Below are 14,655 nucleotides of genomic sequence, written 5' to 3'. Positions count from 1 at the left end.
GTTCGGCCGTCACCGCCACCGCCCCTGCCGCGTTGGGTCGGGCAGGGCGTCACAGTCTTGGACAAGTCGACAGTCCTCTCCCACGACGCTCGTTCCGGTGCGGCGCTCTTCGCCCTCGATCAGATCCTCCGCGCCGATCCGCCCTGGCTCGGCTGCTTGCGCATGCGCCTTGCCCTGCAGGCCGCCGTCGCCGGCGCGCGGCTGCTCAGGCTTTCCGCCGATGAGGCCGCCTTGCGCGACGCGGAATGGTTGACCCGCCCCGGCGACGATCCGGGACCGGCGGGCCGCCTGCACCGCCATTGGCGGCGCTTCGCCGGCTGGCCGACGCGCCTCGCCGGCGAGATGGCGGACGCGCTCGACCGGGAGATCGGCGCGACGGCCGCGGCGGGAGATGGACCGCCGGAGGTGCTCGCCCTGATGCGGGCCGATGCGGAGCTGGCCGCCGCGCTCGGCTGGGAGATGCCCCTACCTTTGGCGGCGACCGTGATCGGCGATCCGCTCTGGCGCGAGGGGCGCGAGCGCCGGCCGTTCCGCGTGGGTGGCGAGGGTTGGGAGACGCGGCGCATGGCGGTGTTCGGTCTGGCGGCGGCGCGCGCTCATGCGCTGGCGGTCGATCTGGCGCGGCGGGCGGAGAGCGTGGCCACGGCCGCCGATCGCCTGCGCACCCGTGATGGTGGGGCGGGCGTGCGGCTCATCCTCGGCGACGATTGCGTCGCGCCCTGGCGCATGGCGCAGCCAGAGGCTGACCGGCGGGGCCGGGGAGACACCAAAGGCCTCGGCTCCGACCGCGCCGCGCGGCGCTTCTGCGAGAGCCTGCACGCCATGGGGGCGCTGCGGCTGCTCACCGACCGGCCGACCTTCCGGCTCTACGGGTTGTGACGATGGCCCGGCCGAAATCCTCCACCGACAACGACGCGCTGTTCGACCGCGAGCTCGCCGACCTGCCGCCGGAGGCGCGCTGGCGGGAATGGATGAACCGCGTCGAGGGCGCGATCTTCGCCTCGCAGGCCATCGTGCCGCGCGAGACGTTGGCTGAGCTCGTCGGCCGGGAGGCCGTGCTGGACGACCTCATCGCCGACATCCGCGACGAGCTGAAGGCGCGGCCCTATGACCTCGTTCCCGTCGCCGGCGGCTGGCGGCACCTGACGCGGCCGCGCTACGCCGAGGCGATCCGCCAGGCGCGGGGCGAGCGGAACTCCGGCGATGGCGAAACCGCCCCGCTCTCTCAGACCGAAAGCCTCGTCGTCGCGGCCGTCGCCTACCACCAGCCCATCACCCGCGAACGGGTGAGTTACATGCTCGGCCGCGACATCGGCCGCGACACCATCGCCCGCCTCAAGCGCCTCGGCCTGCTGGGCGCCGGCCCGCGCATGCCGCAGGTCGGCGCGCCGCTGACCTATGTGACCACGCAAGGGTTCCTGGAGAAGTTCGGGATGAATTCGCTCAGGGATCTGCCGGACATCGAGACCGCTCAGGATTTCGTGTTCAGCGATCGTGATGGACGGCCAGACGATCTTGCGCTGCTAGGCGAAGATACATCAACCGACGCGCTTGAACCGTTTGCGGGCGATTGATGGCACTTACGCTGCATCACCGCTTCTTCGGGTTCTCACAAGAGACGTCGATCGGGGGCGTGATTGCAGCGCCCGCAGTGATCGAGACTTTGTGCATTGCCCAACGCCTGGCTTGTATTTGCAGCTGGCCGTGCCCCAGTATCCGACCGATAGAATCGTTGGGCTGACGTTCTGGGGTGCGCTTGTTAGATCTTTTCAGTCACAAGACCGACTTGAAGCTTCCGCAACGCTTTGAGATTCGAGGTCGGTTGTGCGGAAAGCTGATTTGCCAAGTTGCTGCGAGGCAGTTTCAAGCACCCTTCGATGCCATCGAGAAAAGTGAGCGAAACTCCAAATACTACAAGCTGATAGACGCGAATGGGCGTGACTTGGCGGTCAGCGCGAGCAAGAAAAGTTCGTTCGAAGGCATTCAGTCTATCCTGAGAATTTCAAAACACGGAAGCCTATCTGACTTGTCAGCGGCGGTGAGCTTGCCGTCTGCCCGCTGGACGAACCCTAAGCAGGCACAGCCGACCACGTCATCTGAGGAACTGTTCGACAAGCTTCGCGATAATTGGCAAGCGGGGTGGCGGCTCGTGGTCGAGCGCTATGATGGCGATGAGTTGCTGGAAGCCGGTCTGCGTCCGCCTCAAATGGGAGCTATCCACGCTGTCAAAGCGCACTGGGTCGTGTCCGACAAGCCAGCCACCGTGGTCATGCCTACAGGTACCGGCAAGACAGAGACTATGCTTGCCCTGTTCGTCAGCGAGCCGATCCGCAAGCTCATGGTCGTCGTGCCGAACGATGCTTTGCGACATCAGATCGGCATGAAGTTCGTCACTCTGGGCGAGCTGAAGCGCCTGGGCTGTTTGCCGCCAGATGCCCCGCACCCGGTAGTCGGGTTCCTGAAGGGCGGGCTCAAAAACGTCGATGAGGTCGATACGTTCTGTCGGCACAGCCAGGTGATCGTCACGACAATGCAATCCATCGCGGTCATGGGCGCCGAGCTGCAGGCCCGCCTTGCGGATCACGTAACGCATCTGTTCATCGACGAGGCGCATCACATCGCTGCATCGACCTGGAAGGATCTGAAGCGTCGTTTTCTGGCGAAGAATCGCATCGTCCTCCAGTTCACCGCCACGCCGTATCGCAGCGACGATCGCCGGGTCGATGGAAAGCATGTCTTCAGTTATCCGCTGAAGCGCGCGCTGGACCAAAAGTTGTTCAAGGAGATCGAATTCATTCCGGTAAAGGCCGTCGGGCAGAACCGAATTGACGAGGAGATCGTGAAGCTCGTCGGAGAAATTCTCGATCGCGACATCGCTCGAGGCTTCAATCACGTCGCCATGGCGCGCGTGGACAGCATTGCGCGCGCAGAAGCGCTATTGCCCATCTACCGCAAGGCGCTTCCTCAGCACACGGTGGAGGTCCTGAACAGCAAGATGAACACCCGGGACAAGGAGGCGGCCGTGGAGCGCCTCCGGAAGGGGGAGACGCGGATCATCATTTGCGTCGATATGCTCGGCGAGGGGTTCGATCTGCCGCAGCTGAAGATCGCGGGACTTCACAATCCCCAGAAGAGCGAGGCCGTCACTTTTCAGTTCATCGGGAGATTCACGCGTCAGCATCCAAATCTCGGGGACGCCACTGTCATTGCTCCTGTTTCCCGGGAGGATCCGCACGCATTTCTCAATGCCCTCTACCGGGATGATGCGGACTGGCACCATCTGCTGCCACAGAGGGCGTCCAAGCGGATCGCGACCGAGCAGCAGCGAGAGCAGCTTTTCGCTGACCTCGGGCACTTCGAAGAGATCCCGGAATCTCTGATCACGCCGAAGTTGTCGACGATCGTCTACACTGCAGCTTGCCAGCGATGGGACCCTGCTAAGCTTGGAGAACTCGAAAGCCGCGCCTCTTGGATCGATGGGCCGTTGATCAACGAAGAGTTGGCGTTCGCGATGGTCGTCACCCGCCACGAGGACAAGATCCGATGGACAAGAGTGAAGTCGCCGACGGACGTCCGTTTCAACCTGCTCATGCTCCACTGGGATGAAGATCAACACCTGCTCTATGTCCACACCTCGGATGACCTCGGCTTGGCCCACATCGCGGCCAAACTCGTGACAGAGGGGACAGCGGAGCCAATCACCGGCGAAGTCGTTTTCAGAGCACTGCATGGCTATCGGCAGATTATGCTCAACGTCTTGGGCGTGAAGGAGGCTGAAAGTAAGCCTGTCCGCTTCCAGCTGAGCAGTGGCGTCGACATTACGCAGGCTTTGGAAGCGGAGGCGAGCAACCGGAGCCGAGTCAAGACCAATCTTTTCGGAAGTGGCTACGTTGAGGAAATCTTTGAAGACGAGGATGGCGACCAGCTGCGTCAGACGGTGAAGCGCACAATCGGCTGCTCGACCAAGGGAAAAATCTACACGTCCGAAACTGCCGCAGACCCCGCCGCCTGGATCAGCTGGTCCAAATCAATTGGTCCCAAGCTCATAGACGAGACCATTCGCACCGACCACGTGATGCAGAACATTCTGCGGCCGAAGCGGCAGCAGATGCGTCCTCCTGGACTCGTCCCCATCAGCATCGACTGGCCCGAGACATTCACGCTCGCCGACGAAGAGAGACATGACCTAGCGATCAATGGGACGGCAGTTGCTCTTGCGGACTGCGACATCGATTTGATCGATCACGCCGAGAGTGGGCCGATCCGTTTCGCGGTCCGGGCGGACACAGTTGAAGCGGTGATTTCCTTAGACATAAAGGACGGTATTGCGAGCTATCGGACCCAAAGGGGATCAACCGTCATGCTCAAGACCGGCAAGCGGGAGATGACGATCGAAGAGGCTTTCCGCCAGACGCCTCCCGTCATTCGTTTCGCCTCAGGTGCTGCACTCTTCGGCAGCGACATGGTCATCACGCTTGGCCCTGACGACCTGCTGTTCGATGTGGAAATGGTCGAAGCCCTTGATTGGAAGGGTGTGGACATCACGAAAGAGTCGCAGGGGCCTCGACGCCAGCCAGGCACAGTCCAGCGGTTTGTGATTGATCGTCTGCTTGCCTCCAAGCCGGCCTACGACCTGGTTTTCGACGGCGATGCCGCCGGCGAGATCGCCGATGTCGTGGCTATCAGGAGGCAAGGTAAGGTACTCGATATCGAGCTCTACCATTGCAAGTTTTCATCTGAACCGACGCCAGGTTCACGGATCAAGGATCTCTATGAGGTTTGCGGTCAGGCCATGAAATCGGTGCGTTGGGCCGATCGCCGAAGCCTATTCTTCCAGAAAATGATCCGGCAGGAGGGTCTTCGGCAGGACGCGTTGTCGCGAACCAGTGGCGACATGCATTCCCGCTTGCAGCATGGAGATGCGGATCTGCTCGACGACTGGATGGCATCGCGGCGCATGATGGAGCGTAAGTTCAAGGTCGTGATTGTCCAACCGGGCTACTCGAAGGCGCGCGCTGTTACGGAGCATATGCCGCTGCTCGGGGCCGTGCGCTCCTATCTCGCTCAGACCTACAATGTTGGCTTCGGCGTTTGGGTAAGTCCGTAAGTTGCTGTGACGGGAAAGAAGCAGCTCCAACGAGCGAACTGGCGCAAGGGCACATCTCGCCCTCTCATTGAATTCCAACCCGTTTCGGGTTATATGCAGCTCATGAGCATCGCTCCGGGGTTGGCGCCAAGCGCCAGCCGATCTTTCAGAGGCCTGGCGCAAGCCGGGCCTTTGTCATTCCGGCTTTGGGAAACAGCTGTATTTGATGCCCAGCAGGGGACGCTCGTCTTCTGACACCAAACTGTCGATCAACCTCCCCTGCGATAACAGTTTCGCATAGGGCCGGTAGCTCGGGTCGTAACCACCTTTCGCCATGGGATACAGGAAAAGGTCGGCGATCTGCATCATCGGGGTGTCTTTGGTTTTACCTCTCGGCTCTCCGTGGACGATCGCCCGGAAGTCTTCCGCCGTCAGCGCGCCGTAAGCTGCGGAGTTATCAGCATTGAAGGGCATGCCCTCCCTTTTCAGCGCCCGGCCATAGGCGATGATGTCTCGGTCCTCGGCTTTACCGGCGCGCTCGTAGAAGACGCGAAGCTTGCGATCGCGCGATCTGGCGAATTTGGCGGAACGCTCGACCAGAACAGAGAACGCGGTCTTGCACATCAGCCACGTGCGATTGCCGTACACGTCCTTGTAGCGGTCCACGTAGCCGGGCCGGTGGACCACCGTAGCAATGCCGATGACAGGCAGCGCAAGCAGGAATTCCTCGAGGTCGGAGAGAAACGCCAGTGCGTTCTCAGGTTTCTTGAGCCAGCCGAAATTGCCGCGGCCACCGCGGATCTCGTGGGAATGCAGCGGGTAGTCGATCAACCATTTGGTCCGGAATGCCTTGTAGGCCTCGATCAGACCGCCGATGTCCTCCTCGTAGATGAGGATGCCGCCGAGCCCAAAGCAGTCCATGCCGTCCATCCGCCTATGGTCGGGCGCATGGTCGGGATTTCGGCTGCCGGTGTCATCGAAATAGAGGTGAATCTCACTCGCCATGGCTTCTCAGCTACCCCGAAACGGCAATTTCTTCGAACTGTCGTTTCAGCGAGCGTTGCTTGGCGTTTGGCCAAAGCGCTCGATGCTTGGTCGACCAGGCCTCCTCGATACGCGACCAACACATCGTGACGATGGATTCGGACGTCTTTCGGCTCCGTTTCAACTAATCAAGCCTGCCACCATGTTGCGGCGACAGGGACGTTGGCGGCATGGAGCTCGGTCACGAGCTTCTTTTGCCAGCCGTCCTGATCATCGAGTGGGACGTAGACGATCCCGTCATAATCGGAGGGCCGGTCCACACCGGGCGATACTAGAGCACAAACCCGCTCGACCCCGAGCTGGCCAATAAAGAAGCCAAGTTCGAAGACGACGTTCTGACGCGGCCGAGGCTGGGGAGGCGCCGCGGCAGCGCCGGCCTGAAGAAGCCCGGGACGAAGGTGTCCGACATCGTCCGGTGTCATCAAGACGACAGCGAAGCTTGCGCCGTCGGCCTCCTCGCGAAACTTGGACAGAATTGAGCGCCCCCGGTTCGGCCGCTCGCTCAAGATGATCACATCAAGGCCAACCCGCCGCTCGAGAAAACGCGCTACAGCGTGCTTCGCTGCCTCGTCGCGTCCGTGGACGAGGAATACCTTGGCTGGGGTTACATCGACAGCTGGTAGCGGTTCCGCCTCCGGATCCTCAGGTACTTGCGGCACGGCTGCTACCGGCTGCGGCATATGCCCGGCTGCATGCAAAATATCGTAGAGTTCGCCTTGCTTAACTGCCCAATGCGTCCGGGTGAACTCGAAGTCCGCCAGCCCTAGATTCCACTGCAAAGCTTCGATCTGCTCGATGCTCAGCGGTGCCACGGCCTCGTCAAACTCGAAAATGACGCGAATCTCAGCTCCCCGCTGCTGAATTCGCTTTATTGTGCCGACCTTCGGTACTCCTTCTGCTTGACGCTCGTACATGAAGAGGGTTGGTAGCTTCGCGAGTTCCTCAAGTGCCGCCGGTGGCAATCCATTCAATTGCGCGCGGATCTCAGCGTCTGTGTGCTCAAGGACACGCGACCTGTCCCAAACATAGGCGCCCTCCTCCCAAGCGTTGTCGCCGGCTGTAACCATAACATTGAACATCGGTCTCCTCACTTCTCGTCGGCTGCTTCCAGAGGATTAGAGCCAACCGTCACACTTGATGGCTGTACTGGAACGAACGAAGCCCGCTCCGGACGGTGGCTGAGCGCATCCACTACAAGACTGTGAGATGCGATGCTCTGAAACGCGCTTTCCGCCAACCCGAGCAGGACGCCTCGGCGCTCCGGTGTCGCCACATCCAAACCCACTTCGGCCGACTGCTCAGACGACAGCGACGCGTCGATGCGCAGATAGCGATCACGCAGCATGTGACCCGTCATATACTCTACCAACTGCTGCTGCGCGCCCATGACGGTAGCGAGGATTCGTTCCTTCTCAACCCACGTCAAAGGGCCAAAGTCGGCGCCTAGCGACGTTGGCAGACCGAAGCCGGTGAATGTCGTGCCGATGCTGATCAGACGCAGATCATCAATACTCTGATCGCAAAAGTGAACTGCCTCGTGGATGGCGCAAGCGTCGGGCGCATTCGCGGCAAGACCACCGTCGGCGTAGTAGTTTTCGCCCATCTTGGCGAGCGGGAAGAACAATGGCGCCGCTGATGTCGCCATTGCGACATCGACCGCCTTACGCCTCCCGTCCTCAGTAAGGCGCTCATGGTGAGGCGTCTTGAACATCTGGACCTTTCCGGCCGTCATATTGATCGCGGGAACGAGCAGCCGGGTTTTGGCATCCTGGATCAGTGTGTCGCCACCGAGCACGCTCTCGACGGTTTTCCGCAATGCGATGCCGTCGTATTTCGGCTTCGATCCGTGTTGCCACAATTCCAAGCATTTCCCGATCTGCGTCGTCGGCGTCTTGCGCTTCGGAAAGATGTCCTCGCCCCGCTCGATGAACTCCTTCTTGATGCTCTCGGCGCTCTTGCCCATCGCTAGGCCGATGGCGATGATGCCACCAATTGACGTGCCCGCGATCAAGTCGAAGCACTCACCGATGGGCCGTCCGGCCCTCTGCTCGAGTCGGGCCAGGACCTCGATGGTGAAGAGGCCCCGATATCCGCCGCCGCTCAATGCAAGGATGTTGAACGTCATGCGCGGCCCTCTTCGCTGTGGACGGAGCGTTCCTTTTATGTTCCTTTCGCGACGATTACATCTATATATACTCGATGTTCCACATGATTCCTTCACGCACGGTCGCCGCGGGAATTCAGATAATGGAGACGGTTTTTGGCGAACGTATCGAAATTGCTGTATTCGACCGTCGAGGACGAGTGTTTCCTCGACAATATCGATCCTGACGACACGCCCCTCAAACGCGCGCGCACCAAGATCCGTGCGCGTTTGAGGACGGCCTTTGCAGCGTCAAGCGCGACGCTTTTCGGACGCGTCATCCGTCCCCGGTTCTTCACCCAGGGAAGCTGCGCCTACGGCACGTTGAACGATCCGGCATGGCCGCCGCAGCAGCAGAAGGACCTGGACGACGGATGCTATCTTCCGATGTCCTTCCTGAAGGGTGAGAAGCCCTCGACGGCCGCAGACCTTTTCTTCAAGTTCATCGACGGCGTGCTGGTCGAACTGGCGAGCGAGGAGGGTTGGAAGCACGTCAAGAAGCCGACCTGCTCGCGCGTTGAGATATCCCGCGACTCGCACATCGACATCCCGCTCTACGCCATCCCCGACAGTGAGTTTATTCTCCTGGAGGACAGGGCGGCCGCAACGCTCAATTCGCGGAGCGAGTTGGCCAAGGCAAGTCGTGACGTGTGGGAAGCGCTGCCGCCCGACTCAGTCCTGCTCGCGCATCGCGAGGATGACTGGATGGAATCCGATCCCCGCAAGATCCACGACTGGTTCGTCAGGGCGATTGAGATCTACGGTGAGAGGCTGCGCCGTGACTGTCGCTACCTCAAAGCGTGGCGCGACCATCATCGCCTCGACGACCATCACCTCTCATCAATCCTGCTGATGGCTTGTGTGTGGAACGCCTATGAGGTGATCCGCGGCCCCTTCCTACCTGATCGCGAAGACGAGCGCTTCCTGCGGGTCGTCGAGCGCCTTCCGGGATTGCTCGGCAAGGCCGTCGCGAATCCGGCTTGCAAGGATGAGGATTTGAACCGGATGTCGGCAGAGGAGCGCAAGCACGTCGTCACCGCAGCCGAAAACCTCGCCGACCGGATACGGGAGACGGTTAAGGGATGCGACGATCGCCAACGGGCTGTCCAGTTAATGCAAGCGATCCTGGGCACGCGCGTGCCGGACCGCGCGGATCTGGTGACCGTGGGGCCTGCAGCAGTGGCGACCGTGATGGCGCAGCCCAGGGCTCAGGTGCCGCAACCCTTGGTGGGTCGTTCTCAGAGTGGCTGACGAAGCCCGTGCACGCATTCATGATGCGCTGACGCATCGCGGGTTCGTCGCCGACTTCTCCAGGCCGGGCAGAGATCGGTACGTCGGCGTCATCGACCGCGGCAATTTGGATGTGCCGGTCTGGCTCGACGTGCCGGATCTGGATTTTGTCGATCTGCCGGTCATCGGCATCGACCGGCGATACCAATTGCGCACGCGCGCGCTGCCGCATCTGGGACCCGACCGCGAGGTATGTTACTTCGCGAAAGGCGCAGTCGTTCTCGACCGCTACGATCCCGGTGGCGCCGTGCTGCTGTGCCTCGAGCAGGCGGAGAAGGTCATCAGGGACGCGATAAGAGGACGTTCCGACGCCGCCTTCGCAGACGAGTTCTGGGCCTATTGGCTGGCGACGCCGATGCTGCTCGACCTGCCCGAAGATTACACTGGACCGGCCACTGCCTACTTCATCGTCCTTGGCGGCGAAAACAGCATGGCGCGCGTCCTGGCGCTCAAATCAACTTGGGCCTTGAAGATGCACCGAGGGCCAAAGAACGTGACCAGTGTCACGGAGCCCGCCCTGGTTGTCCGGACTGACAGGCCGCTCACGCTCGATCCCTCTGGGCCGTGGCCGCCCATGGACCTCGCCGGTCTCAACCGGTGGCTCTGCTACGCCGCTCCCGAACACGTCGGCGCCCTCGAGCGCTTTATGCTCACGATCAAGGGCGAAGCGGCGATCCTCGCCATCAAGACGCCCAACGGCGCTTACGGGTGCCGCATGACGGTGCCCAAGCGCTTCTGCACGACGGAGTTCCTGACCACCCGCAGGGTCGCCCTCCCTGGCGTGCTGATGAAGCATGCCGCATCCGTTGCCATCGAACGCTATGCTTTCGAAGAGGCGAGCCTTTCCTACATCTACGGTCGCAACATGGGCTCCAGGATGAACCTCAAAGGCAAGAAGATCCTCTTGATCGGCTGCGGAACCATCGGCGGCTTCCTCGCGCAGCAACTGGCACAATCCGGCGCGGGCGCAGGAAAGGGCTACCTGACGCTCGCCGATTCCGAAACCCTGAAGACGGCCAATCTCGGACGCCATCTCCTCGGAGTGCCATATCTCGACCGCAACAAAGCAGAGGCCTGCGCCGAGTTCCTGAACTCCCAGTTGCCCGGATTGGCGATCGAGCCGCATGCGGGCGACGCGCGTAAGATGCGGACGCCGCTGTCTGCCTACGACATTGTCATCGACGCCACAGGCGAGGAGGCATTGTCGCTGGCGTTGAACGCCCGCGCGGTCGGCGGACGGCCCCAGTCGCCTGCCCACCTCTTCGTCTGGCTATTGGGCAACGGTGCGGCGGCGCAGGCCATTCTAACCGGTGAGCCCGACAAAGCTTGCCTTAAGTGCCTAAAGCCCACCTTGGGTGGCGAGCCACGGTTCCGCATTCTCCGCGAGCCCGGCGAGTTGGAGGTCGGGTCGAACCTCTCTTGCTCCGATCCGCACTACATTCCGTTCCCGGTTTCACGCTCGGTTGCCGCCGCAGCGCTGGCGTGCGACCTCGTTCTTGACTGGGCGAACGGCCAGCCGGGCCATCGGCTGCGCAACCATATCTTCGACCAGAAGGCGGCCTTCCAGTCGGCTTCGTCAAGTCCGGCTCCGTCGAGGGCCTGCCCGGAATGCGGCGCAAGGACATGATCCTCGAGATCGCGGCCCAGGAATTCGTCCTGATCGAGGACGCGGTCATGCGGACGATCGCTCCCTACGCCCGTCCGCCCGAGAACCAGCGCGAGGCGGGCGGCATTCTGATCGGAAGCTACCGCGGACCGCACGTCGAGATCGTCGACTGCACGGTCCCCTTGCCCGCCGATCGGCGGCTGCGCTTCCTCTTCGACCGGAAGGACAGGGGTCACCAAGCTGCGGCGCTTGCCGCCTGGCGCGGGAACGACGAGCGGGTCACCGCTGTTGGGGAGTGGCATACGCACCCCGAGCCGTTTCCGACGCCATCGATGTTGGACAGGATGACGTGGTCGCGCCAAATGAAGACGGCTTCCCACCCGCTCATCTTCCTAATCGTCGGTTATGAGGGTTTCTGGTGTGGATTCGGATGGAGGGGAGTCGTGGAGCGCATGTTGGCTGCGGATCCATGAAGCCGCAATCTGCCTGCAGCAAACGCAGCGTGATTTAGCGCAAACAACACCAAGCGCTCTGGAAAGCATTAGTAGTGACACGGACAAATGAGTGGAAGCCTATTGGCCATCAAGGCAAACGCCTAAATTATTGCAAGAATTATCAAAGTTGCCTAAAGCTGCCATTTTGGAAACAATAGGCGGTCATGCCCGTGACCAAATATAGCCGATCGACTTGGCGTACAACCGACATCGCGAGGCAACTGTTGAAAGCCGAGCCACGATTAGCCTCTTGCGCCGCTTCCAAGCTCGGCGGAAAAAGCCGATAAGACCAGCCAGTGATGCGGTAGGCGGACGTGATATCGTCTCGGCCAATCATCACAGCCCCGTCGTGGACGGCAGGATTCAATGCGAGCGCTGCCGCGAGATGGTCAGGGAACGTGCTGTCGAATGCTGCATCCGTTCTGGGTTCAGGCGACCGCAACATCGGGACGCAACTCGACGGCCGATCTCGGCCTGTGTAAAGGCAGACGATCGTCGGCGCGCGGACCCTCCCTGCCGCTGCGAGCGACGTGAAGATTTGATCATTTTTGTCCATCAGGTCCTCGAACACTTTGGGCAGGGGTTACCGAGCCGTTTGCTATGCTACACCTCCTGCCTGTTCGTCTGCTCATCAAGTGCGCCGTCATCCTAATCAGTTTTGCTGTTTTGGCGGCGGTGTATGCGGGAGTAGTCGGAACCGGCGACGCGCTACGCGATGTCAAATGGGTCATCCGCTGGTCATCCATCATGGCGCTGGCTATCACGCTGATACCCTATGTGGCTTGGCGATGGATGCCGAGTGTGCAAAAATTCGTCTTCCCCTATCTCGGTGGAGCGTGGGCTGGGGAGCTTAATTTTGACGGTCCGAATGGATCCGGTGTTCGTGACGTCAAGCTGACGGTCAATCATTCGTTTCTGAAGATTGAACTCATCCTAGACAGCGCGCAGTCGACATCCCGGACACTCGTGGTTCACGCCGAACGCGATAAGGGCATCAGTCGCGACCGGCTGTATTACGCTTATCTCAACGAGCGCAAGGAGGGCCTTCCGGGCGGTGGTGATCGCTACCGGGGCTTGGCGGTTCTGCGGGTCGAGACTTCCAAAGGCGCGAAACTGTTCGGGGATTATTTCACCGAAAGGCTGGGGGCTGGAAAGCTCCGTCTGGTGCGCAAGGAGGCCCATGCTTGGTGGGCGATCTGGAAGTAGACTAGCAGTCGGTCATCGTGGTGCTTTCTGCTAGGCTCCAATTCCTCATCCTTCGATTGTGATTAGCGGACGCGGAACGGCGAGGTGGCGGGCGGACACTCTGGTCATCAAAAGCCGCTCAATTCCGGTACGCGGGTTCCGCTCCTGCCTGGCCAACGATGCAAAACCGGCTGCCATCGGCGGTCAGCGCATCGATAGCGGAATATGTACCCTCCAGATGGATTGAGGGCCAATCGCTGGCAGCAGGCGCCGACGGCGACTGGCGAAGACTAGAAGCGTCACGGATGCGCGGGTGAACCTGATGGCGCATGCGTCGTCGCGTCCTGTCTGAAGCTGGCGGCGAGGAAGTCGATGAGGGCGCGAACCTTGGGCGCGAGCCAGCGCGTCGGAGGATAGAGCACATGGATCGCCATGGGCTCGTCCTCGAACGGCGCGAGGAGGCGCACGAGATCGCCCTGCGCGAGGCGAGGCTCCGCGATGAAATCCGGAACGCGGGCGATGCCGAAGCCCGCCGCGGCGGCGGCCACGGTTGCGTCGCCGCTCGACAGCTTGAGCCGGCCGCCGACCTCGACGACGAGCGGCGCGCCAGGGGAGCCGCAAAACCGCCAGCGCGTGGGCTCGCGGAAGTTCGTGTCGATGATGCAGGCATGGTCCTTCAGCACCGGAGGATCGGCCGGTTCGCCGACCTCTGCCAGATAGGTCGGGGCCGCCACGACGACGATCCGCGCCTCGCCGATCTTGCGCGCGATCAGCGAGCTGTCGGCGGGCGCGCCGATCCGGACCGCGGCGTCGAAGCCTTCATCGATGAGATTGGCCAGCCGGTCGGTGTATTGGACATCAAGCTCGATGCGCGGATGGGCTTTGGCGAAAGCGAGCAGCGCCGGCGTCAGCCGCGCCGCGCCGAAGGCGATCGGAGCCGTGATCCTCAACCGGCCCGTCGGTTCAGCCGACGAGGCCTTCGTGGCGACGTCAAGCGCCTCGATATCGTCGAGAATGACCCGCATCCGGTTGAAATAGGCCAAGCCCATCTCGGTCGGCGAGAGCGCCCGCGTCGTCCGGTTGAGGAGTTGCACGCCGAGATCGGATTCGAGCCGCGCCACCAGCTTCGAAGCCTGCCCGGAGCTCACGCCAAGCCTGCCTGCGGCGCGGGCGAAGCTGCCGCTCTCCATCACCGCGACGAACATGCGGTCGCAATCGAGCCTGTCCATTGGATTGCTTCCATTATGGATGGAAATAACTTACAAAACTGCGTCTAATGCCCAATTTGGAATTGGTCTAGTACCTCTCGGAGGCGGCACAACAGCTGTGCGCCACCATGTCTGCAAAGGATGACCGCCATGATCGAAGACCGCTTCGCTCCTTACGCCGCCACGCTGCTTCGCCTGTCCCTGGGCGTCATGCTTCTGGCTCACGGCCTGATGAAGGTCTTCGTCTTCACGATTCCCGGCACCGTCGGCTTCTTCGGAAAGCTCGGCTTCCCTGCGGCGCTCGCCTACGGAACGATCGCCATCGAGATCATCGGCGGCCTCATGCTGATCGCGGGCCTCTTTAGTCGCTGGGTTGCTCTCGCTGCGATCCCTGTGCTGATCGGCGCGACGTGGGTGCATCTCGGCAACGGCTGGGTGTTCTCGGCCGCCGGCGGCGGCTGGGAGTTCCCGGCCTTCTGGACCGTGGTGCTCGCCGTCCAGGCGCTGCTCGGCGACGGCGCCTATGCGCTGCGGCCGAACCTCCGCTCCGGCCGCCCGGCCGGTCTCGCCACCACCGGGTGAACGACCCGGCCCGCGAC

Annotated in this window: 12 protein-coding genes; 8 read left to right on the top strand and 4 right to left on the bottom strand. The window is 61.8% G+C overall.

The genetic code is table 11. The annotated features are described in order from the left end of the window. Positions 1–57 precede the first annotated feature (57 nt). The 3 genes from ACRCSW_RS01750 to ACRCSW_RS01740 all read left to right on the top strand — a co-directional run bounded on the left by ACRCSW_RS01750 (position 58) and on the right by ACRCSW_RS01740 (position 5,107). A complete protein-coding gene (locus tag ACRCSW_RS01750) occupies positions 58–879 on the top strand; it encodes a DUF1403 family protein (protein ID WP_438702280.1) in 822 nt (273 codons plus the stop codon). Between the two features lie 2 nt (positions 880–881). Next, complete coding sequence (gene scpB, locus ACRCSW_RS01745; protein ID WP_438702279.1) at positions 882–1,574, top strand: SMC-Scp complex subunit ScpB; 693 nt, start codon at positions 882–884, stop codon at positions 1,572–1,574. A 182-nt stretch (positions 1,575–1,756) separates the two neighbouring features. Beyond that, the gene (locus tag ACRCSW_RS01740; RefSeq protein ID WP_438702278.1) at positions 1,757–5,107 is read left to right on the top strand and encodes a DEAD/DEAH box helicase; all 3,351 of its coding nucleotides are present in this window, start codon (positions 1,757–1,759) and stop codon (positions 5,105–5,107) included. A 174-nt stretch (positions 5,108–5,281) separates the two neighbouring features. Here ACRCSW_RS01740 and ACRCSW_RS01735 read toward each other — a convergent pair whose 3' ends face one another. The 3 genes from ACRCSW_RS01735 to ACRCSW_RS01725 all read right to left on the bottom strand — a co-directional run bounded on the left by ACRCSW_RS01735 (position 5,282) and on the right by ACRCSW_RS01725 (position 8,255). After that, positions 5,282–6,091 carry a DUF3800 domain-containing protein gene (locus tag ACRCSW_RS01735; RefSeq protein WP_438702277.1) on the bottom strand — a complete coding sequence of 270 codons (810 nt, stop codon included), beginning with the start codon at positions 6,089–6,091 and terminating at the stop codon, positions 5,282–5,284. A gap of 167 nt (positions 6,092–6,258) precedes the next feature. Then, complete coding sequence (locus ACRCSW_RS01730; RefSeq protein WP_438702276.1) at positions 6,259–7,209, bottom strand: TIR domain-containing protein; 951 nt, start codon at positions 7,207–7,209, stop codon at positions 6,259–6,261. Between the two features lie 8 nt (positions 7,210–7,217). Then, positions 7,218–8,255 carry a CBASS cGAMP-activated phospholipase gene (locus ACRCSW_RS01725; protein WP_438702275.1) on the bottom strand — a complete coding sequence of 346 codons (1,038 nt, stop codon included), beginning with the start codon at positions 8,253–8,255 and terminating at the stop codon, positions 7,218–7,220. Positions 8,256–8,390: 135 nt separating this feature from the next. Here ACRCSW_RS01725 and ACRCSW_RS01720 point away from each other — a divergent pair, with 135 nt between their 5' ends. The 4 genes from ACRCSW_RS01720 (at position 8,391) to ACRCSW_RS01705 (ending at position 12,869) form a co-directional block, all read left to right on the top strand. Continuing rightward, a complete protein-coding gene (locus ACRCSW_RS01720; RefSeq protein ID WP_438702274.1) occupies positions 8,391–9,524 on the top strand; it encodes a CBASS cGAMP synthase in 1,134 nt (377 codons plus the stop codon). Next, a complete protein-coding gene (locus tag ACRCSW_RS01715; protein ID WP_438702273.1) occupies positions 9,517–11,190 on the top strand; it encodes a ThiF family adenylyltransferase in 1,674 nt (557 codons plus the stop codon). The genes ACRCSW_RS01720 and ACRCSW_RS01715 overlap by 8 nt, the downstream gene beginning before the upstream one ends. Beyond that, positions 11,187–11,642, top strand: a complete 456-nt coding sequence (locus tag ACRCSW_RS01710; protein ID WP_438702272.1) for a Mov34/MPN/PAD-1 family protein — start codon at positions 11,187–11,189, stop codon at positions 11,640–11,642. Before ACRCSW_RS01715 ends, ACRCSW_RS01710 begins: the two co-directional genes overlap by 4 nt. A 621-nt stretch (positions 11,643–12,263) precedes the next feature. Further along, the gene (locus ACRCSW_RS01705; protein WP_438702271.1) at positions 12,264–12,869 is read left to right on the top strand and encodes a hypothetical protein; all 606 of its coding nucleotides are present in this window, start codon (positions 12,264–12,266) and stop codon (positions 12,867–12,869) included. Between the two features lie 278 nt (positions 12,870–13,147). On the opposite strand, the gene ACRCSW_RS01700 is transcribed toward ACRCSW_RS01705, so the two are convergent. Further along, entirely contained in the window at positions 13,148–14,077 is a 930-nt protein-coding gene (locus ACRCSW_RS01700) for a LysR family transcriptional regulator (protein ID WP_438702270.1), read from the bottom strand. Positions 14,078–14,206: 129 nt separating this feature from the next. Between ACRCSW_RS01700 and ACRCSW_RS01695 the strand changes: the two genes are divergently transcribed. Then, the gene (locus ACRCSW_RS01695; protein ID WP_438702269.1) at positions 14,207–14,638 is read left to right on the top strand and encodes a DoxX family protein; all 432 of its coding nucleotides are present in this window, start codon (positions 14,207–14,209) and stop codon (positions 14,636–14,638) included. The last annotated feature ends 17 nt before the right edge of the window (positions 14,639–14,655 follow it).

Origin of the sequence: Tabrizicola sp. (assembly GCF_051645465.1) — a bacterium.
Classification (GTDB): domain Bacteria; phylum Pseudomonadota; class Alphaproteobacteria; order Rhodobacterales; family Rhodobacteraceae; genus Tabrizicola.
Note: the sequence above shows the minus strand (reverse complement) of the source record. Positions and strands in the feature narration are given on the sequence as shown.